The sequence below is a fragment of the Micromonospora sp. NPDC000089 genome (genome assembly GCF_042899365.1).
Taxonomy (GTDB): Bacteria; Actinomycetota; Actinomycetes; order Mycobacteriales; family Micromonosporaceae; genus Micromonospora.
The window spans coordinates 557222-576143 of sequence record NZ_JBIAZT010000001.1 but is presented as its reverse complement, the minus strand read 5'-3'; the positions used below and the strand labels follow the sequence as shown (position 1 = coordinate 576143).

Here is an 18922-nt window from a genome sequence, read left to right as displayed (position 1 = left end):
ATGGCTCCGGCCCGAGGCGGCGGCCAGCCTGGGTGCATCCGTTGGCACATCAGGAAGGGAGCACCATGCTGCTGACCGTCGAGAAGCGCACCGGCCGGTCGCTCGTCTCCGACGAGCTGTTCGACCGGCTGACCCGTCGGATCGCCCGCGAGCATCCGGAGCTGGCCGCGGACGTGCCGGCCAGGATCGTGGACCAGGCGCTCGCCTTCCTCGGCGCCTGCGCCACCACCACCGAACGGATCGGCCCGACCGAGCTGGTCGACCTGGGCTGGCACGCGTTCCTCCTGCACACCCGCGAGTACGCCGACTTCTGCCAGCGGGTCGCCGGGCGGTTCATCCACCACGAGCCTGAGCCGGACTCCGACGAGCCGCGCCCGGCCGCTCCTGAGCCGATCGGTGCGCCGATCGCCCGGACGGTCGCCGCGATCACCGCCGGCGGCTTCGCCCTCGACCACCCGCTCTGGGCGGGTAGCGCCGCAGACTGCGACAAGAAGTGCAGCCAGTGCCACGCCGGCTGCCACAACTCGCCGACCCGCTGACCAGCCCCTCGGCTCGCGGTCCCGGGCATAGACTGCCCGGGACCGCACCGCCGGGAGGGCCGCGTCATGCCGCACCGCCGCCGCTCGGACGAGCTTCCCCAACGGGTACGGCAGGCGGTCGCCGCCCACACCGGCCTGATCCGGTCCGCGTACCCGATCGCGGCGGGTGCCTCCAGCGACCTGGCGCTCACCCTCGACACCGCGACCGGCCCGGTGTTTTGCAAGGGCGGCCCGGTCGACGCGCCCACGGCCTGGCTCTACCGCAACGAGGCCCGGGTCAACCCGTGGCTGCCGGTGGCCGCACCCCGGCTGCGCTGGACGGTCGAGGAATCCGGCTGGCTGCTGCTCGGCTTCGAGCATGTCGCCGGCCGTCACCCCGACCTGGTGCCCGGCTCACCCGACCTGGCCCCGCTCGCCGCGCTGCTCACCCGACTCGGCGGGGAGCTGACGCCCGGCCCACCGGTCGCCGTGCGGCCCTTCGCCACCCGCTGGCACGGCCTGATCGCCCCGGAGCTGGTCGACGGGGACACCCTGCTGCACACCGACATGACCCCGCGGAACTTCCTGCTCGGCGAGCGGTCGCGCCTGGTCGACTGGTCCGCGCCCGCCCGGGGAGCCGCCTGGATCGACACCGCGCTGCTCGTCCCGCGCCTGATCCGCGCCGGCCACCAGCCGTCCGAGGCCGAGCGGTGGGCCGCCCTGGTGCCGGCCTTCGCCCGGGCGCCCGACGACGCCGTCGCCGCGTTCGCCGGCGCGCTGGTCCGGCTCTGGGAACGGATGCAGCGCTCGTCGTCCGCCCCGCACCACACGCCGCTGCTCGCCGCCGCCCGGCGCTGGCACGGGCACCGGCTCAGCCGACAGCCGGCCTCAGCCTGAGACCGGTCGGGCGCGGCGCAGCGCGTCGACCACCACCGCCCACCGGTCCGCCGCCATCTCCTCGCCGGCCCGCAGGAAGTCGCCGCCGTGGAACACCACCCCCGCCTGCTCCAGCATCCGCACGCTCGGCCCGTACGCGGGATGGGCGGCGAGCGCCGGCTTCACCCGCGGGAAGGCGTGCACCGGCAGCCCCGCGCCGAGCGCCTCATTGAGGACGCCCAGCGCCAACGTGTCGCTCACCCCGGTCGCCCACTTGTTCACCGTGTTGAAGGTGACCGGCACGGCCAGCACCGCGTCGGCCGGCGGGTGCGGCTCCGGGTCGCCCGGCATCCGCCACTCGGCGCGTACCGGGTAGCCGGTCTGGTCCTGGAGCGCCGCCCGGTCCAGCCAGGTCGCCGCGATCGGGGTGACGATCACGCACACCGTCCAGCCGTCCGCCATCAGCAGCTCGACGAGCTCGCCGAGCCGCTGCACGGGCGGGGCGGCGCACGCGACCAGATGCAGCACCTGTCGATCAGTCATGCCAGCAGTGTCGCCCACGAACCGCCGGCACATCTGCGTAGTCGGTCGTATACGCAGCGCGCATCACTCCGATGATCACCAGGGCATCAACCCGCCCCTGCTCAGCGGCCAGAGTCGACGCATGGCCCGGGGCGGGTGCCGGGCTCCGGCCCCGCGTCGACCCGAACGGCGTGACGGCCGACCCCGCCCGCCCCGGTGCCGCTCAACCAGACCCGACCCACCAGACCCCGAACCCCAGGGACGCCCATGCCGACCCGCACCGAAGACTTCCCCGTCCTCACCCCGGTCACCGACGAGGACCTGACCATCGCCGCCCGGGCCGTCCGGGTGCACGCGCCGGAGAGCTGGCCGCAGGGCCCGCTGTGCCGCAGCGAACGCGTCCCGTACCCGTGCCGGCTGGCCCGCTGGGGCCACGCCACCATCCACGCGGCCGGCCTGAACGCGGAGCAGCTGGCGGCCGTCGCGCAGGTCGAGGCCGAGGGGCGGGGCCGATGACCGAGCCGGAGGTACGCGAGGCGGTGGCCCGCTGGCTGAGCCTGGTCGCGGCGGACGCGGAGCTGTCCGCGTACCTGATCGGTGTGGACTGGGACCGGTTGAAGGCGCACGTCGCGCGGTCGGTCGCCGCCGGCGCCGGCGAGCCGCCGCGGTTGGGCTGGTCGGAGGCGCAGCACCGGCGGGCGGTCGACTACCTGGCCGGGGTGCTGCGCGCCGCCGGCCCGCCGGCGCCGTGATCCACCTGACCGGCCGCCGGCTGCACCCCCGCCAGGTCCGCGCGGCCACCTTCGGCCGCCGGTGGCGCGGCCTCGACCCAACCCAGGTGTACGCCTACCTGAGCCGGGTCGCCGACGAGCTGGACCGGCTGCACCGCGCACTGGACGTGGCCGACGCGGAGGGCGTGCGGATCCGGCGGGCGCTGCGGCAGTGGCAGTCCGAGCACGCCCGCTGCCACCACGCCGGGCGGGAGGCGGGATGAGCCGCTGGATCATCCACCTGCCCACCACCCTGACCACCCTCGACGAGGTGGCCGCGCTGGCCGTGGCGTTGCGCGAGTCGCTGGGCCCGGACACCGCCGTCGACTTCGGCGAGACCACCGTCAGCGAGGAGGACCGGCAGTGTGTGCGTACCCGGATCTGGTGTGACGCCCCGGTGGTCGGCGCCGGCCGCTGCCGGCGGCGCGCCGACCACGACGGACCCTGCGGCGGGGACGGCCGCGGACCGCGACTTGCATAGATCAGATTAACTGAACCTGTGGGCGGTGTCGGACGAGTGCCGGAAGGGACGTCACGGGTGGGGGAGATGGAGAACCGAGCGTTGTCGGCGACCCTGGCCGACGCTGCGGCGATCCGCAGCACCATCGAGCGCAAGGCGAACCACAACCAGAACGTCATCGGTGTGCACCTCACGATCGTTGCCGCGGTCGCCGGCTTCGTTCTCTCCGACAAGGCCGACCTGCGCCTGCTCCTCCTTGTGCCGCTCGTCAGCGCTGCGCTGGGGCTGAACGTCGCGTCCCAGTATCGAGACATCCGCATCGCGGGTGACTACCTCGAGCAGGTGCTGCGACCTGCGGTCGCCCGGTACACCGGAGACAAGAGTCTGTTCGGATGGGAAGCGTTCTACTGGGCGCGCAAGCACAACGGGCATCTGACCCAGGCCATGGCGATGGGTCTCATCTTCCCTGGTGTGTCGGCGCTTGCCCTCGGCATCAGTCTGTACGCCGTCCGAGGCGCGCTCGGCTGGCTGGCCTGGGCCGTGGGGGCGGCGATGCTGATCCTGCTGCTCGCCGCATGGGCGAATCGTCTGGTGGAGATGGCCCGGTCTCGTCGTGTGCGCCTTCTGTCACGCCGGGTCCCCCCTCCACGGGCGGCAGAGGTCGTGGAGGGTGAGACCGAGCGAACCTCGTGACCGGCGAGGCGGCGGGGGATCGCGATCAGCGACCCTTGCCGAGGAAGTCGAGGGTGACCGCGGCGAACAGCGGCGAGTCGACCAGGTTGTAGTGGGTCAGCCCGGGAAGGATGGCCAGCGCGTGCCCGCCCGCGGGCCGGCCCTCGTCGGTCCAGCCGCCGTCGCGCAGCCCGCCGTCGAGCAGCTTGAACACCTCCACAAAGTGGCTCGGCGGCGCCATGTCGGCGTCGCCGGCGACCACCAGCGTCGGCACCCGCAGCCCCTTCACCTGCTCCGTGTAGTCGAACTCCGTCTTCAGCGCCTCGCCGATCTTGTCGAGCAGCTGGGGGAAGGCCTCCGGGTGCGGCGCGACCCGCTGGTAGAGCTCGTACATCGGGGTGTCCTTGAGGAACTCGGCGGCGGCCGCGCCCATCTGGGTCTGCTGGGCCCGCATCTCCGGGTAGACCGCGTCGCTGCGGATGTGCGCGGACGCGCTGACCACCCGGCCGACCTTCTCCGGGTGGCGGATGCCGGTGTGCAGCGCGACGCCGCCGCCGAGGGAGAAGCCGACCACGTCCGGCTTGTCCAGCCCGAGGTGGTCGATCAGGGCGGCGACGTCGTCGGCCATCAGCGTCACGTCCAGCGGGCGGTCGATGTCGGCGGTGCGGCCGTGGCCCTGCAGGTCGACCAGGGTCACCCGGTGCCGCTCGGTCAGCGCGGGCAGGATCGCCCCGAACATCTCGCCGGAGCCGAGCCCGCCGTGCAGCAGGATCATCGGCCGGCCCTCGCCGTGCGTCTCGTGGTAGAGCTTGATGCCGTTGACCTCGGCGTACTGCCCGGTGGCGGTCTCGGCGGTGGTGGCGTCGGTGCTGAGCTGCGTGTCGGTCATCGGGTGCTCCCTCGCATCAGGTGGTTGTGCCCTGAAGACCAGCCGGGCGTCGGGCACTCATCGGCGCCGGCGACACGATTTCCGCTGGCGTTCGGATTGTCGGGGGTGCGGGCTAGGTTGGTCGATGTGAGCGACGTGGCGACCAGCACCCCCATCGAGGCGCAGCTCGAGCCGTTCCGGTCGGAGCTGACCGGCTACTGCTACCGCATGCTCGGCTCGGCCTTCGACGCCGAGGACGCCGTGCAGGACACCTTCGTCCGGGCCTGGCGCAGCGTCGAGAAGTTCGAGGGGCGCTCCAGCTTGCGCACCTGGCTCTACCGGATCGCCACCAACGTCTGCCTGACCATGCTCGGCAGCGCCCAGCGGCGGATTCGGCCGATGGATCTCGGGCCCGCCGGCTCCGGCGAGGCCAGCCACCCCGGCGAGCCGCGCCCCGAGGAGATCTGGGTCGGCCCGGCGCCCGACGACCGGGTCCTGCCCGAGCGCGCCGACCCGGCCGAGGTGGTCGCCGCCCGCGAGTCGATCCGGCTGGCGTTCGTCGCCGCGCTCCAGCACCTGCCGCCGAAGCAGCGCTCCGTGCTGATCCTGCGCGAGGTGCTGGCCTGGTCCGCCCAGGAGGTCGCCGACCTGCTCGACACCTCGGTGCCGAGCGTCAACAGCGCCCTGCAACGGGCCCGGGCCACGCTCGCCGCCACCGACACCGCGGCCGCCGGCGAGCAGCCGCTCGACGACGAGCAGCGGGCGCTGCTCGCCCGCTACGTCCAGGCCTTCGAGGCGTACGACCTGACCGCGCTCACCGCGCTGCTGCACGAGGACGCGACCCTGTCGATGCCGCCGTTCCCGCTGTGGCTGCGCGGTCCCGACCACATCACCGCCTGGATGCTCGGCACCGGTCACGGCTGCCGCGGCTCCCGCCTGGTGCCGGTGACGGCGAACGGCCGGCCGGCGTTCGGGCAGTACCGTCCGCTCGCCGACGGGTCGGGGCACGAGGCGTGGGCGCTGATCGTGATCGAGGTGTCAGCCGGGCGGATCGTGGCGATCGACAACTTCCTCGACACCGCGCGCCTGTTCCCGCTCTTCGGCCTGCCGCTGCGGCTGGATCAGCCCGTCGGTGAGGCCGAGCAGGTCGACCAGCCGGCATAGCTCGGCGCCCGCCCCGGCGACCACCAGCCGCCAGCCGAGCTGCCGTGCGGTCAGCCGCAGTCGGGCCAGCGCCTCGACGGTCACCACGTCCGGCCGGGTCACGCCGGACGCGTCGCAGACCACCAGGGCCGGGGGGTGGCCCCGCAACAGCTCGGTCAGGCCGGCGCAGAGGGCCGGGATGTCGGCCCGGGTCACCGTCCCGCTCACCGCGAAGGTCGTCACGCCGGTCGGACCGGCGAGCGAGGAGAAACTCACCGCAGCCGGGCCGATGAGTTCCGTTACCGGTCGTTGATCGACGACCAGCCCGGTGGGCCGGGGAAGCAGCAGGCGTCGCCCGTCCTCGTGCACTGAACGTGGCCCGGTGCCGCCGTGTCGTCGGTGGCCCCGCTTGGTCGGTGGCCTCGGCTCGTTGGCGGCCGGGCGTGGTCGGCGGCCTCGGGTCGCCTCGGGTCAGCGGTCGGGTGTCGCCGGTGGCCCGGCCGTGATGTCGATGCCGCCCCGACAGTCAGGCGGAGCCGAAAGGTGACCACCCGGGGAAAGCTGTTCGCCAAGGAGCGGTATGACTCAGAGGCATAATTATGCCTCTGAGTCATACCGCTCCATCCGGTGTTCAGCCCGGCCGCCGCTACCGAACGTAGTCGGGGGCGGGGTCGCGAGCGGGGAGATCCGGCTCTCCGTCGCCAAGGGGCGGAGCCGTCGCCAAGGGGCCGAGCCGCCGCCCTTTGCGGCCGGGGTCAGGCGCCTGAACCGGGCCCGGGCGGGTACTCGACGGCTCCTCGACGGCAGGAAGGAGCCGGTCCTGCGGGCAGCGCTGACGACAGTCGCCACGGCCACCGCCGTGGGCGCGGTCGCGCAGTCACTTCCCGCGGTGACCGCCCATCCGGCGGTACGACGCCGGCTCTGGCCCGCGCTGTCGGGTCTCGGCCCCGCGGACCGGATCGCACTGACCTTCGACGACGGGCCGGACCGCGCCTCCACCCCGCTCTTCCTGCGCGAGCTGGAGCGGGCCCGGGTGCGGGCCACCTTCTTCCTGCTCGGCGACCTGGTCGACGCGGACCCGGGGCTGGCCCGGGAGCTGGCCGCCGCCGGGCACGAGGTCGCGGTGCACGGGTGGGAGCACCGCAACCTGCTGGGCCGTTCCCCCGCCGCCACGTACGCCGACATCGCCCGGGCCCGGGACCGGATCACCGCGGCGTCCGGCGCCGCGCCGGTCTGGTACCGGCCGCCGTACGGCGTGCTCACCACCGCCGCGCTGCTGGCCTGCCGGCGGCTGGGCCTGACGCCGCGGCTGTGGACGGTGTGGGGGCGCGACTGGGAGGCCGACCGGACGCCGGAGTCGATCTGGCGGACCCTCGCCCGGGACCTCGACGGCGGCGGCACCGTGCTGCTGCACGACTCCGACCGAGCGTCCACCCCCGGCGCCTGGCGGGGCGCCCTGGCGGTGCTGCCCCGCCTGGTCGACTGGGCCGCCGGGCGGGGCCTGAGCATCGGCACGCTCGGTGCCCACCAGGCCGCCGCCGCGGGCCGGCCGACCCGGCGGCCGGGCATGGTGGTGCGGTCGGCGGGTAAGCGCCGCCGGTGAAGCGACGGGGTGAGGGCGGGCCCACGCTGCCGGGGCGGCCGTGACCGGGGTGACCCGTGCCCGGCCGGACGCCGCCCGGATCCTCGTCGTGTCCGCCGACATCGGGGCGGGGCACGACGCGGCCGCCGCCGAGCTGGCCGACCGGCTGAGCGCCGACGGCATCCAGGTGGACCACCTCAACTTCTTCGCCGCGCTGCCGCGCCCCCTGCACCGCGTCGTCCGGGAGATCTACCGGGGGATGCTGCGCTGGTTGCCGTGGAGCTACCACGTCCTGTTCACCCTCTCCGACCGCTCGCCGCTGATCGTCACGGCCCTGCGGGCCGCCCTGCGACCGGCCGCCCGGCGGATGCTGTCCCGGCTGCCGCCGGGCACCCACGCGGTCGTCACCACCTTCCCGTTCGCCAACCAACTCCTCGGCCCGCTGCGCCGCGCCGGTCGGCTCGACGTGCCGGTCATCGCGTACGTCACCGACTTCGTGGTCCACCCGACCTGGCTGTCGCCGGGCGTCGACACGTACTGCGTCATCCACGAGGCCGCCCGGCGGCAGGCCGCCGGGCGCGGGGCGCCCGACGTGCGGGTGGTCGGCCCGCTGGTGTCGACCCGCTTCACCCCCGCCTGCGCCGACGGCAGGCCCGCCGCCCGGGCCCGGTTCGGCCTGCCCGAGGCGGACCGGTTGGCGCTGATCGTCGCCGGCTCCTGGGGCACCGGCGACGTCGCCCGCACCGCCGCGGAGGTGCTCGCCACCGGCTGTGCCACGCCGGTCGTCGTCTGCGGGCGCAACGAGGAGCTGCGCCGCGAGCTGCGTGGCTTCGGCGGGCACGTGCTGGGCTGGGTGGACGACATGCCCACCCTGATGCGGGCGGTCGACGTGGTGATCGAGAACGCCGGCGGGCTGACCTGTCAGCAGTCGCTGGCGCTCGGGCTGCCCACCGTCACGTACCGGCCGATCCCCGGGCACGGCCGGGCGAACGCCGAGCTGCTGGCGGAGGAGGGGCTGACCACCTACGTCACCGCCCCGGCGCACCTGAAGCCGACGCTCGGCGTACTGGCCACCGCAGGTGACACCCGCACCCCCGTGGCCACCGCGACCGACATGGCCCTCGTGGTCACCGAGGCCGTCCGGCGGGGCGTCCACCCCGGCGGGCGATGAGCACCGCGCCGTGATCCTCGCCGCGCTCGCCTCGGCGCTCTGCTTCGCGCTCTCCGCCACGCTGCACCAACGGGCGGCCAAACGGCAGCCACCGGGCCGCGCGCTGGATCCCCGGCTGCTGCTCGGGCTGCTGCGCAGCCGACTGTGGCTGTCCGGCTGGCTGCCCGACACCGCGGCGGTGGTGCTGCAGGTCGTCGCCCTGCGCCTCGGGCCGCTGGCCGTCGTCCAACCCGCCATGACCAGCGGGCTGTTCATGGCGGTCCTGCTGGAGGCCGCGGCCCGACGGCGCCGGCCGGTACGTCGGGACCTGCTCGCCGTCTCGACGGGGGTGGGCGGGCTGACCGGGTTCATCGTCCTCGCCGACGTGCGGGCCGGGGTGTCCCGCCCCGCCCCGGCCGCCTGGACCGGCCCGGCCGCCGTCGGGACGCTGATCGTCCTGGTCTGCGTGCTGGCCGCGCACCGCCGGGTCGGGGCCGTCCGCGGCGCGCTCCTCGGCGGGGCGGGCGGGGTCTGCTACGGCTTCGCCGCGGCCCTGGTGAAGGAGGTGACCGGCGGCTACCACGGTGATCCGTGGCAGACCCTGATCAGCTGGCCGGTCCCGGCGCTGGTGATCGTCGGCGGCGTCGGGTTGCTGCTCAACCAGGCGGCCTTCCAGCACGGGCGGCTGGCCGCGCCGCTGACCGCGCTCACCCTGGCCGAACCCGTCGTGGCGACCGTTCTCGGTGTCGTCGTCTTCCGGGAGGCCCTCACCGCCGAACCGGTCCGGATCATCGGGCTCCTGCTGGCCGCCGGCACGGCCGCCGCCGGGGTGTGGCTGGCCGCCACGACCACCCCGGAGGGACACCGCTGAACGCCCCGGGTCAGTGGCCCGGGGGTTGGTAGACGACCGGCAGCCGGGCCAGCTGGTCGACCTCCTCCGCGGTCAGCACGGGGGTGATCCGGACGTCCGTGGTGCCGCCCGCCGCGCGGATCGCCACCGCGATGCTCGCCACCGTCATGAAGTCCGGCAGGTCGACGAAGAGATACGCGTCGGGCTGGTCGAACGCGAAGTACACCGCGACCATCTGGCCGCCGGAGTTCTCGACCATCGCCCGGGCCACCTCGGCGCGCTGCACCCCGCCCTGGGCCTGCAGCCCCTTGAGCCCCTCCGCCGTGTAGCTCGCCCTGATCAGAAACTTGGCCACCTCGCCACCACCTCTCCGCACGGCCGGCAGCGGACCCGCCGCGCCGCTGCGGCGGGCGTACGCACCGCGGCCGGTTGCCGCCCGGCGCGGGTACCCGCTCCGCCGCCGGCCATGCCGCGCACGCGGCGGGCGGCGGCGTCGTACCCGGCCGGTAGGGTGCCCGGCACGAGGGAGGTGAGGTCGATGCTCGGGCTGCAACTGCCCCCGGCGGTCGAGGCCGAGCGGGTGGTCGACGCCGTCCTGGCCGACCTGCGCTCCGGTGACCACCGCGGCGTGGTCGTCGACTCGCCGCCCGGCGCCGGCAAGTCCACCCTCGTCGTCCGGGCCGCCGTCGAGCTGGCCGCCGCCGGTGAGCCGCTGATGATCGTCGCGCAGACCAACGAGCAGGTCGACGACCTGATCGACCGGCTCGCCCGGAAGGCCCCCGAGCTGCGCATCGGCCGGCTCTCCGCCGCCGACTACCGGCCCTCGCCCCGGGTCGAGGGCCACGGGTCGGTGCGGGTCGCCGCCAAGGTCGCCGACCTCGGCGGTCCCGCCGTCACCATCGGTACGGCCGCGAAGTGGGCCACCGTCACCGAGGGCAGCTGGCCGTGGGCGATCGTCGACGAGGCGTACCAGATGCGCTCGGACGCCCTGCTGCGCGTGGCCGGCCGGTTCGCGCGGGCGCTGTTCGTCGGCGACCCGGGGCAGCTCGACCCGTTCTCCACCGTCGAGACCCTGCGCTGGACGGGCCTCACCTGGGATCCGACCCAGGCCGCGGTGGCCGTGCTGCTGCGGCACAACCCCGACCTGCCGGTGCACCGGTTGCCGGTGTCCTGGCGGCTGCCCGCCTCCGCCGCGCCGGTGGTGGCCGCCGCGTTCTACCCGTTCACCGGCTTCCGCGCCGGCACCGGCCCCACCGACCGGGTGCTGTCGCTCACCGCGCCGGGCCCGGGTGACGCGCTGGACGCCGCCGTCGAGCGGGCCGCCGGCACCGGCTGGGCGCTGCACGAGCTGCCCGCCCGGCACACCCCGCGTACCGATGCGGAGGCCGCCGCGGCGTGCGCGGCGCTGGCCCGGCGGGTGCTCGAGCGGAAAGCGGTCGCCGTCTCCGAGCACGCGCCGGCCGGCGCGCCGGTCACCGCCGACCGGATCGCCGTCGGGGCCGCGCACCGCGACCAGGTCGCCGCCATCCGCGCCCACCTCGGCCCGGCCGGCGCGGGCGTCACCGTCGACACCGCCAACCGCCTCCAGGGCCGCGAGTACGACGTGACGATCGTGCTGCACCCGCTGTCGGGCCGGCGGGACGCCACCGCGTTCCACCTGGAGTCGGGGCGGCTGTGCGTGCTCGCCTCCCGGCACCGGCACGCCTGCGTCGTGGTGGCCCGGGCGGGCATCGGCGAGCTGCTCGACGCCCACCCCTCCACCGACCCGGTGCACCTGGACGTGCCGGTGAAGTTCCCGGACGGCTGGGTGGCCCACCAGACGATGCTCGCCCACCTGGGCGGCAGCTGACCGGCCGGCCCGGCGCGGGCTTAAGTGTTCTTTAGGGCTGTCGGTTCGACGCCGTGCCGGGCCCGCGGATCGCCTACCGTGCAGCGGTGACCTCGTCGACCCGCCGCGCCCTGGCCGCCCTCTCCGCCGCGCCCCTGCTTGCCCTGCTCGGCGCCTGCGGCGGTGCCGCCACGCCCGCCGGCGACCCGGTGCCGGTGGCGACCGACATCCCCGCCGCCACCACCGCCCCGCCGACGCCCCGCGCGGCCGCCGGCGCGTCCGCCGCGCCCGCCGCCACGGTGGGCCTGGGCAGCAGGAGCCCGAGCCGGTCGGCCGCCCCGCGCACCGCCGCCGTGCCGCGCAACGCCGGCGGCACCGTGCGGCTGGTCGGTCCCGGGCACCCGTACCGCACGCCGTGCGCGGCGATCGCCGCCGCGTCGGCAGGCGACACCGTCCAGATCGACGCCAGGGGCAACGGCACGTACGACGGTGACGTCTGCGGCAGCCCCACCCTGGTCACCCAGGCCGGCGCGACGCTCGTCGCCACCTGCGCCGACCCGACGTTCGTCAACCGCTCCGGGTACGACTACCACCTGCGCCCCGGCTCGGCCTGCGTCGACGCCGGCCGTACGCCCCCGGCCGGGCTCACCCCCACCGGGCAGTACGTCCACCCGGTGCGGTCGGGGTCGCGCGCGGTCCGGGGTGCGGCGATCGACGCGCGCGCCTTCGAGTCCTGAAGCCGGCGCGGCGGACGATCAGGGGAATGACGTGCCCACCCCCGCCCCGGTAACGTCCGGGGATGGCCGACACGACGCAGGCTGACCTGCTGGCGGGGTTCACGGTGTCCCGCCCGTACACGATGGATGTCGTCGCGGACGCGCCCCGCGCGCCCGGGGTGCTGCTGGTGTCGGCCGGCGACACGGTCGTCCACGTCGAGCGTGCGGCGAGCCTGCGCGACCGGCTGCGCGAGCACCTCACCGGCAGCCGTGCCGCCTCGGTGCTGCACGGCCGGGTCGGCCAACTGCTCGACGATGCCGGGCCGCCGGCCACCGCCGCCGACATCGCCAGCTGGCTGGCCCGGTGCATCGTGCGCTGGCGGGAGAGCAGCGACCCCGAGGCGGACGCGGCGGCCCTCGTGGCGGCGCTGGGGCCCCGCTTCCACCCCCGCCTGCCGCAACCGCGGGCCTGAGGCGATGTCCGAGCCGTCCCTGCCCTTCGTGGACGAGCACCGCACCCTGGTGGCCGCCCCCGCCGACGTGGTCTGGCGGGCGTTGGCCGTGCAGGTGCCGCGGTTCGCCGCCGCCGAGAACTTCGCCCGCCTGGTGGGCGCCGTGCCGTCCCGGGCCGCCGGGGACGTCCTCACCGAGGGCGCGACCCTGCCCGGCTTCGCCGTCGCGGAGGCCGACCCGGGCCGCCGGCTGCGGCTCGCCGGCCGGCACCGGTTCTCCCGGTACGCCCTGACGCTGAGCCTGACGCCGGCAGCGGGCGGAACCACGCTGAGCGCCCGCACCGATGCGGCCTTTCCCGGGCCGCTGGGTGCGGCGTACCGGTTGATGGTGATCGGGTCCGGCGCGCACGCCGTCCTCGTGCGGCGCCTACTGCGGGACGTCCGCCGCCGCGCCGAGCGCCGCGCCTGAACTGTGCCCGCCTGCTGCGCGGGGCGAGCGCCGCGCCGTGCGGCGGGGGTGCCTTCCTCACACGCTATGGACCTGATGACGTAAACGAATCACCTCGGGGAACCGGCAGGCGACAGTCGGACCCGGCCTCTGTGGCTGGGCCGGCCGCCGTGGCCAGGCCGGCCCCGCTCGGCTCGGCGCCGCTCGGCTCGGCCCGGCTGGCTCGGCCGGCGCGGCTCGGTCGGGCGCACGAGACTGGTGGGCTCAGCCGACCTGGCGGGGTGATTCGTCTACGTCATCAGGTCCATAGCGTCCGCCCAGCACCCCAGCACCCCAGCACCCCGGATCCGGACGCGAGCAGCCGGCCACCCGCCACGCCGGCCCCTCGATCGTCGGCGCCTCACCGGTTCGACCCGCCGTGAGGTGTGCCGCTCCCTGCCTGGACGATCATTGCGCGGGCGGTCGAGTATCGGCTCGGTGCCGGTGGGCGTTGGACGACTGTGCGCCGCCGACCGGACGGGGGAGACGTGACAGAGGTGCGGATCGCGCCGTGGGACGAGGAAGACCTGGCGCTGCTGCAACGGCTCAACGCCCCGGAGGTGCGCCGGCACACCGGTGGCCCGGAGAGCGCGGCGCAGGTGCGCGAACGGCACGAGCGCTACCTGCGCGGCCCAGGCCCCGGTTCGGGCACCATGTTCTCGGTGCTGCTGCCCGACGAGGCGAAGGTCGGCAGCGTCGGCTACTGGGAGCGGGTCTGGCACGACCGGCCGGTCTACGAGATGGGCTGGGCGATCCTGCCCGAGCACCAGCGGCGGGGCCTGGCAACCGCGGCCGTGCGGGAGGTGGTCGCGCAGGCGCGCGCCCAACGTCACCTGCGCTGGGCGCACGCCTTTCCGTCGGTGGACAACCCGGCCTCCAACGCCGTCTGCCGCAAGGCCGGCTTCACGCTGATCGGCGAGACCGACTTCGAGTACCCGCCGGGTGAGCTGATGCGCTCCAACGACTGGCGCCTCGACCTCACCGCCTGACCCGCGCTCACCAGGGCAGCGGCCCGTACGAGTCGTCGGCGGCCCGGTGACCCCAGAGCTGGCCGGACGGCCCGTCCGCCGGCAGGGTGGCCAGCTGCACGCTCACCTCGGCGCCCTGCTCGGCGCTGCGGTACCCGGAATGCTGGTTGAAGTCGGTGGCGCAGTAGCCGGGGTTCGCCGCGTTCACCTTGATCGGGGTGTCCCGCAGCTCCTTGGCGTACATCGCGGTGACCATGTTCAGCGCGGTCTTCGACGACGGGTACGGAGCCGAGGTCAGCGGCCACAGGAAGCTGGTCGGGTCGGTCATCGCGGCGATCGAGCCGACCTCGCTGGAGACGTTGACGATCCGCCCGGCCGGGGAGCGGCGCAGCAGCGGCAGGAACGCGTTGGTCACCGTCACCACGGCGAACACGTTCGTCTCGTACACCTCCCGGATGGTGGCGAGGGTGGTCTCGCTGGGCAGCGCCGTGCCGTCGGCCCGGACGATCCCGGCATTGTTCACCAGCACGTCGAGCCGGCCGTGCTCCCGCTCCACCAGCTCGGCCGCGGCGGCCACCGACGCCGGGTCGGTCACCTCCAGCGGCACCGGGTGGGCGTCCGCGCCGCCGTCGCGCAGCGTGCGTACCGCCTCCGCACCCCGGTCGGCGTCCCGCGCGCCCACCAGCACCGTCATGCCGCGCGCGGCGAGCTGCCGCGCGGTCGCGTACCCAATTCCCTTGTTGCCCCCGGTGATCAGGGCGATCTGCGTCGTGGTCATGCCGCGAGCGTGCCGCCGCGACGGCGGCGGCGGGAGAGACCGGCCTTGGCTGGGACCGGCGGTACCACCCACCGCGACGCCGGCTGGGGCAGGCTGTACGCATGACCGGGTTGCGCCGCGACGAGCTGGCCGCCTTCCTGCGCAGCCGCCGCGCCCGCCTGCGCCCCGCCGAGGTCGGCCTCCCCGACGGGGTACGCCGCCGCACGCCGGGCCTGCGTCGCCAGGAGGTCGCCCAGCTCGCCGGGGTGTCCGTCGACTACTACGTCCGGCTCGAACAGGGTCGTGGCCCGCATCCGTCCCGGCAGGTGCTCGCCGCGCTGGCCCGGGCGTTGCTGCTCACTCGGGACGAGCGGGCGTACCTGTTCCGGATCGCGGGGGAGGTCCCGGAGCCGGTGGCCGGGCCCAGTCGCGAGGTCGCCCCCGGGCTGCGCCTGCTGATCGACGGGATGACCGGCAACCCCGCCTACCTGGTGGACGCCAAGTACGACATCCTGGCCTGGAACCGGTTGGCCGGGTACTTCGTCGGCGACCTGTCCGGCGTGCCGGAGTCCGACCGCAACATGATCCGCTGGATGTTCCACGCCGGCGCGTCTCACACCCGCACTGGTCGGACCCGGAGACGCTGCGCTTCGCCCGCGACTCGGTCGCCGACCTGCGCGCCGCGTACGGCCGGTATCCCGGCGACCGGGGGCTGGCCGAGCTGGTCACCGAGCTGCTCGGCGTCTCACCCCGGTTCGCCGCGCTCTGGGCCGAGCAGGACGTCGCCGAGCGACGGCCGGTGGTCAAGCGGGTGGCCCACCCGGGCCTGGGCCCGCTGGAGTTCGAGTGCCGGGTGCTGCTGGTGCCGGAGACCGACCAGCGGCTGGTCGTCTACGTGGCGACGCCCGGCTCGCCGACCCACGAGGCGTTCCGTCGGGTCGGCGAGGCGGGCGTCGGCGTCGATCAGCTGGGGACGTAGTCGAACGCGTCGGGGTTCGGGCCCTGGCGGCCGGCCTCGCCCTTGTTCAGGCCGGTGATCCGCTCCATCTGGGCGTCGCCCAGGCTGAAGTCGAAGATGTGGAAGTTCTCCTCGATCCGCTTCGGCGTGGTCGACTTCGGGAAGACGATGTCGCCGCGCTGCACGTGCCAGCGCAGCGTCACCTGCGCCGGGGTGCGGCCCACCTGCTGGGCGATGTCCACGATCGTCGGGTCGTCGAGCACCTTGCCCTGAGCGATCGGGGACCACGCCTCGGTCGGGATGTTGTGCGCCCGCCCGTAGGCGCGCACCTCCTCGTTGCCGAAGTACGGGTGCACCTCGATCTGGTTCACCGCGGGCACCACGTCCGCCTCGGCGGCCAGCCGCTCCAGATGCGCGACCTGGAAGTTCGACACGCCGATCGACCTGGCCCGGCCGTCCTTCTGGAACTCCTCCAGCACCTTCCAGGTGGAGACGAAGTCACCGTCGTAGAGCGTCGGCAGCGGCCAGTGGATCAGGAACAGGTCGATCTGGTCCATCTTCAGCGCGGCCAGCGTCGAGTCGAACGCCTTGCGGGCGTCGTCCGGCTTGTGGAAGCCGTTGTTGAGCTTGCTGGTCACGAACACCTGGTCGCGGTCGATGCCGGAGGTGCGGATGCCCTCGCCGACCTCGGCCTCGTTGCCGTACATCTCGGCGGTGTCGATGTGCCGGTAGCCGATCTCCAGCGCCCGGCGGACCGCCTCGGCGGTGTCCTTCGGCTCGATCTGGAACACCCCGAAGCCCAGCTGCGGGATGGTGTTGCCGTCGTTCAGGCTGATGTCGGGAATCGTGTTCGCCATGCGGCCGTCTCTCCCATCGTCTGCGGGGCCCGCGCCCCTGGGCCGGCATCGTCTCCACGGCCGGCGCGAGCTCCTGTCACCCCTTTGTCGTACCCCGTCGCGCCCGGTCGTCACGGCGGACGGCGAGTGATCTGCGACAACGACCCGTGACACCCGCTGTTCACCCATTGTTGGTCGTCCCGTTGGTTCACCGGTGCTACCAACGACCTCGATCCACCCGAATGTGGTGTTCGACCGAACGGGAGACGGGGTGCACGTGCGGGCCACGAGGTTCACGGCGCTTGCCGCCATGGTGCTGGTGCTGGTCACCGGCTGCACGAACGACAAGGGCGAGCCGGCGCACCACGACACGCCGAAGGCCGGCACGCTGCGGATCGTCGCCGGCAGCGAGCAGCAGAGCGTGGTCGACACCATCGTCAAGCCCTGGTGCGCCAGCAAGAAGTACACCTGCGAGGTGACCCTCAAGGGCTCGGTCGACCAGGCCCGGATCCTCTCCGGCGGCAGCCGCGCCTACGACGCGTACTGGTTCGCCTCCAGCGTCTTCCTCCAGCTCGGCGACCGGTCCAGCGCGCTGCAGGACGTCAAGCCGATGTTCCTCACCCCAGTGGTCTTCGCCGCCTGGCGCTCCGAGATGACCAAGCTCGGCTTCGCCGGCCGCACCGACGTGCCGATCGCCGACATCCTGACCGCCGTCGAGTCCGGCAAGACCAAGGTCTGGATCACCAACCCCACCCAGTCGAACTCCGGCGCCACCGTGCTGTTCGGCTTCATGAACCACTTCGCCGGCAACGGCCCCGGCACCCCGCTGACCCAGCAGCAGCTCGACTCGCCCGCCGTCGAGCAGGGCGTCACCCGGTTCATCAAGGCGATGGACCAGACCCCGCCGTCGACCGGCACGCTGATGACCGAGTGCGTCGCGCACGCCGACCAGTGCCGGGCCATGTTCACCTACGAGGACCTGGTCATCGAGAAGAACGCCGAGCTGGTCAAGGCGGGCCGGGAGCCGCTGCTGGTCGCGTACCCCCGGGGGTCGCTGGCGGTCAGCGACGCGCCGCTGGGCTTCCTTCCCCAACCCGGCAACGACGACGCCCGGCGGATCTTCACCGAGCTGCAGGACCACCTGCTCAAGGACGCCGACGCGCAGGCCGCGCTGCTCAAGCTGGGCCGCCGGCCGGCCGCCAGCGTCGGGCTCACCCTGGACAAGCCCGACCCGACGGTGTTCAACCCGGCGTGGGGCATCCAGGGCACCATCAACGAGCAGGGCATCCAGTACCCGTCGGCGGCGGTCATCCAGGCCGCGCTGGACCGTTACCAGACCCGCTACCGGCGCCCGGTCGCCGCGTACTACTGCCTCGACGGCAGCGGCTCGATGGGGGAGAACGACGGGTGGACCGGCATCAAGGCCGCCGCCGGGCAGGTCTTCGACCCGGACCAGGCCGCGCAGAACTTCCTGCAGACCCACCCGCAGGACGCCACCACCGTCGCCATCTTCAACGGCGGGGTCACCGGCGGCAGCCCCTGGCAGGTCCGCGGCAACGACGGCAACGCCCTGCGCGACCTGGCCCGCAAGGTGGCCGACTACGAACCCGAGGGCGGCACCAACATGTACGCCTGCCTGCTGCGCGCCACCCAGGAGCTGACCGGCCCGCAGAACGGTGACCGCAAGCGGCTGGTGGTGCTGATGACCGACGGGCAGTCCAGCTCGAAACAGCGGGACGACGCGCTCGCCGCGCTGAAGTCCGCCGGCGTGCCGGTGGTCGCGATCGCCTTCGGGCGGGACGCCGACCCGCGCCAGCTGGAGGAGGTCGCGCAGGCCACCAACGGCACCTTCGTCCGGCAGGACGACCTGGTGGCCGCCCTGCGGCAGGCGGCGGGGTACAAGTGAGGCACCGGCTCGCCGCCCCCGTGGCGCTGGTCGCCGCGGTGGCCGTCTTCGCGGTGGTCTTCCTGGTCACCGACAGCCTGATCTGGGCGCCGCTGCTCGCCCTCGCCGCCGCCGTCGGGCTCTACCTGATGGTCGACGACCGCAGTCCGGCCCGGGTGGACAGCGACAGCTACGCCGACGACGCCCGCGGCCGGGTCGAGGAGGCGCTGCGGGTGGTGCGGGGCATCGAACGGCTCGCCCGGGACGTCCGCAGCCCCGAGGCGCGCACCGCGCTCACCGACGCCTGCCGGTACGTCCCGGAGCTGTTCGACCGGGTGAAGGACCGCTCGCCGGACAGCCTCTACTCCACCGCAGCCCAGGTCGGCGGGCACCTGCGCAGCCTCGACGGGGTGGTCCGGCAGTACCTGGACATCCAGCGCCAGCCGGTGCTCTACCACGACCCGGAGCGGCTGCAGCGCGACGGCGAGCAGGCGTTCCGCCGGTTCGCCGACTTCGCCCTGGAGAGCGTCCGGCTGGTCAACCAGGGCGAGATCGCGCAGTACACCGCCAACCTGGACACCGTCGCCCCACCGAGCCTGCCCGACCTGGGCCGATGAAGGAGTC

The 18922-nt window shown here is 74.3% G+C and carries 24 protein-coding genes and 2 pseudogenes; 20 read left to right on the top strand and 6 right to left on the bottom strand.

All coding sequences use genetic code 11. The features are described 5' to 3' along the window. The first annotated feature begins 65 nt into the window (after window positions 1-65). Together ACFY3U_RS02760 and ACFY3U_RS02755 are read left to right on the top strand one after the other, a co-directional pair. Window positions 66-539 carry a glycine-rich domain-containing protein gene (locus ACFY3U_RS02760; protein ID WP_387193723.1) on the top strand — a complete coding sequence of 158 codons (474 nt, stop codon included), beginning with the start codon at window positions 66-68 and terminating at the stop codon, window positions 537-539. 66 nt (window positions 540-605) lie between these two features. Then, window positions 606-1415 (top strand): hypothetical protein, encoded by an 810-nt coding sequence (locus tag ACFY3U_RS02755; RefSeq protein WP_387193719.1) that lies wholly within the window; start codon window positions 606-608, stop codon window positions 1413-1415. Here the strand turns inward: ACFY3U_RS02755 and ACFY3U_RS02750 are convergent. Then, complete coding sequence (locus tag ACFY3U_RS02750; RefSeq protein WP_387193716.1) at window positions 1407-1937, bottom strand: flavoprotein; 531 nt, start codon at window positions 1935-1937, stop codon at window positions 1407-1409. The two genes, ACFY3U_RS02755 and ACFY3U_RS02750, sit on opposite strands and share 9 nt — an antisense overlap. 246 nt (window positions 1938-2183) lie before the next feature. On the opposite strand from ACFY3U_RS02750, the gene ACFY3U_RS02745 reads away from it, so the two are divergent. Genes ACFY3U_RS02745 through ACFY3U_RS02725 form a run of 5 tightly spaced genes read left to right on the top strand, consistent with a single transcriptional unit; the run spans window position 2184 to window position 3839 of the window. Next, window positions 2184-2432 (top strand): hypothetical protein, encoded by a 249-nt coding sequence (locus ACFY3U_RS02745; RefSeq protein ID WP_387193713.1) that lies wholly within the window; start codon window positions 2184-2186, stop codon window positions 2430-2432. Next, a complete protein-coding gene (locus ACFY3U_RS02740) occupies window positions 2429-2668 on the top strand; it encodes a hypothetical protein (RefSeq protein WP_387193710.1) in 240 nt (79 codons plus the stop codon). The genes ACFY3U_RS02745 and ACFY3U_RS02740 overlap by 4 nt, the downstream gene beginning before the upstream one ends. Continuing rightward, a complete protein-coding gene (locus ACFY3U_RS02735; RefSeq protein WP_387193707.1) occupies window positions 2665-2910 on the top strand; it encodes a DivIVA domain-containing protein in 246 nt (81 codons plus the stop codon). The genes ACFY3U_RS02740 and ACFY3U_RS02735 overlap by 4 nt, the downstream gene beginning before the upstream one ends. Further along, window positions 2907-3167: a hypothetical protein gene (locus tag ACFY3U_RS02730; RefSeq protein ID WP_387193704.1), complete on the top strand. Its 261-nt coding sequence runs from the start codon at window positions 2907-2909 to the stop codon at window positions 3165-3167. Before ACFY3U_RS02735 ends, ACFY3U_RS02730 begins: the two co-directional genes overlap by 4 nt. 57 nt (window positions 3168-3224) lie before the next feature. Beyond that, complete coding sequence (locus ACFY3U_RS02725) at window positions 3225-3839, top strand: hypothetical protein (RefSeq protein WP_387193701.1); 615 nt, start codon at window positions 3225-3227, stop codon at window positions 3837-3839. Between the two features lie 25 nt (window positions 3840-3864). Here ACFY3U_RS02725 and ACFY3U_RS02720 read toward each other — a convergent pair whose 3' ends face one another. After that, window positions 3865-4707 (bottom strand): alpha/beta fold hydrolase, encoded by an 843-nt coding sequence (locus tag ACFY3U_RS02720; protein WP_387193698.1) that lies wholly within the window; start codon window positions 4705-4707, stop codon window positions 3865-3867. A gap of 126 nt (window positions 4708-4833) precedes the next feature. Here ACFY3U_RS02720 and ACFY3U_RS02715 point away from each other — a divergent pair, with 126 nt between their 5' ends. Continuing rightward, the gene (locus tag ACFY3U_RS02715; RefSeq protein ID WP_387193695.1) at window positions 4834-5850 is read left to right on the top strand and encodes a sigma-70 family RNA polymerase sigma factor; all 1017 of its coding nucleotides are present in this window, start codon (window positions 4834-4836) and stop codon (window positions 5848-5850) included. A 21-nt stretch (window positions 5851-5871) separates the two neighbouring features. On the opposite strand, the pseudogene ACFY3U_RS02710 reads toward ACFY3U_RS02715, so the two are convergent. Continuing rightward, window positions 5872-6045, bottom strand: a pseudogene (locus tag ACFY3U_RS02710) (STAS domain-containing protein); the annotation flags it as partial. Between the two features lie 604 nt (window positions 6046-6649). Between ACFY3U_RS02710 and ACFY3U_RS02705 the strand changes: the two are divergent. The 3 genes from ACFY3U_RS02705 to ACFY3U_RS02695 are packed head-to-tail and all read left to right on the top strand — an operon-like array spanning window position 6650 to window position 9432. Further along, window positions 6650-7432, top strand: coding sequence for a polysaccharide deacetylase family protein (locus ACFY3U_RS02705; RefSeq protein ID WP_387194137.1), 783 nt, complete (start codon window positions 6650-6652; stop codon window positions 7430-7432). Window positions 7433-7472: 40 nt separating this feature from the next. Next, entirely contained in the window at window positions 7473-8582 is a 1110-nt protein-coding gene (locus ACFY3U_RS02700) for a glycosyltransferase (protein ID WP_387193691.1), read from the top strand. Between the two features lie 10 nt (window positions 8583-8592). After that, window positions 8593-9432 carry a DMT family transporter gene (locus ACFY3U_RS02695; protein WP_387193688.1) on the top strand — a complete coding sequence of 280 codons (840 nt, stop codon included), beginning with the start codon at window positions 8593-8595 and terminating at the stop codon, window positions 9430-9432. 10 nt (window positions 9433-9442) lie between these two features. On the opposite strand, the gene ACFY3U_RS02690 is transcribed toward ACFY3U_RS02695, so the two are convergent. Next, window positions 9443-9766 (bottom strand): GYD domain-containing protein, encoded by a 324-nt coding sequence (locus tag ACFY3U_RS02690; protein ID WP_387193686.1) that lies wholly within the window; start codon window positions 9764-9766, stop codon window positions 9443-9445. 183 nt (window positions 9767-9949) lie between these two features. Between ACFY3U_RS02690 and ACFY3U_RS02685 the strand changes: the two genes are divergently transcribed. The 5 genes from ACFY3U_RS02685 to ACFY3U_RS02665 all read left to right on the top strand — a co-directional run bounded on the left by ACFY3U_RS02685 (window position 9950) and on the right by ACFY3U_RS02665 (window position 13883). Then, entirely contained in the window at window positions 9950-11260 is a 1311-nt protein-coding gene (locus ACFY3U_RS02685; RefSeq protein ID WP_387193683.1) for an AAA family ATPase, read from the top strand. 86 nt (window positions 11261-11346) lie between these two features. Then, window positions 11347-11976: a hypothetical protein gene (locus ACFY3U_RS02680; protein WP_387193680.1), complete on the top strand. Its 630-nt coding sequence runs from the start codon at window positions 11347-11349 to the stop codon at window positions 11974-11976. A gap of 62 nt (window positions 11977-12038) precedes the next feature. Continuing rightward, window positions 12039-12428: a hypothetical protein gene (locus ACFY3U_RS02675; protein WP_387193677.1), complete on the top strand. Its 390-nt coding sequence runs from the start codon at window positions 12039-12041 to the stop codon at window positions 12426-12428. Window positions 12429-12432: 4 nt separating this feature from the next. After that, a complete protein-coding gene (locus ACFY3U_RS02670) occupies window positions 12433-12876 on the top strand; it encodes an SRPBCC family protein (protein WP_387193675.1) in 444 nt (147 codons plus the stop codon). Between the two features lie 506 nt (window positions 12877-13382). Then, on the top strand, window positions 13383-13883 hold the full coding sequence (locus ACFY3U_RS02665) for a GNAT family N-acetyltransferase (protein WP_387193672.1): 501 nt from the start codon (window positions 13383-13385) through the stop codon (window positions 13881-13883). Window positions 13884-13890: 7 nt separating this feature from the next. On the opposite strand, the gene ACFY3U_RS02660 is transcribed toward ACFY3U_RS02665, so the two are convergent. Next, a complete protein-coding gene (locus ACFY3U_RS02660; RefSeq protein ID WP_387193669.1) occupies window positions 13891-14640 on the bottom strand; it encodes an SDR family oxidoreductase in 750 nt (249 codons plus the stop codon). 101 nt (window positions 14641-14741) lie between these two features. Here ACFY3U_RS02660 and ACFY3U_RS02655 point away from each other — a divergent pair. After that, a pseudogene (locus ACFY3U_RS02655) lies at window positions 14742-15185 on the top strand (helix-turn-helix domain-containing protein); the annotation flags it as partial. Then, window positions 15137-15598 carry a hypothetical protein gene (locus ACFY3U_RS02650; protein ID WP_387194134.1) on the top strand — a complete coding sequence of 154 codons (462 nt, stop codon included), beginning with the start codon at window positions 15137-15139 and terminating at the stop codon, window positions 15596-15598. The pseudogene ACFY3U_RS02655 and the gene ACFY3U_RS02650, both read left to right, overlap by 49 nt. On the opposite strand, the gene ACFY3U_RS02645 is transcribed toward ACFY3U_RS02650, so the two are convergent. After that, a complete protein-coding gene (locus ACFY3U_RS02645; RefSeq protein ID WP_387193666.1) occupies window positions 15583-16434 on the bottom strand; it encodes an aldo/keto reductase in 852 nt (283 codons plus the stop codon). The two genes, ACFY3U_RS02650 and ACFY3U_RS02645, sit on opposite strands and share 16 nt — an antisense overlap. A gap of 256 nt (window positions 16435-16690) precedes the next feature. Here ACFY3U_RS02645 and ACFY3U_RS02640 point away from each other — a divergent pair, with 256 nt between their 5' ends. Together ACFY3U_RS02640 and ACFY3U_RS02635 are read left to right on the top strand one after the other, a co-directional pair. Next, window positions 16691-18319 carry a vWA domain-containing protein gene (locus ACFY3U_RS02640; RefSeq protein WP_387193663.1) on the top strand — a complete coding sequence of 543 codons (1629 nt, stop codon included), beginning with the start codon at window positions 16691-16693 and terminating at the stop codon, window positions 18317-18319. Continuing rightward, a complete protein-coding gene (locus ACFY3U_RS02635; protein WP_387193660.1) occupies window positions 18316-18915 on the top strand; it encodes a 5-bromo-4-chloroindolyl phosphate hydrolysis family protein in 600 nt (199 codons plus the stop codon). The genes ACFY3U_RS02640 and ACFY3U_RS02635 overlap by 4 nt, the downstream gene beginning before the upstream one ends. Window positions 18916-18922 lie beyond the last annotated feature (7 nt).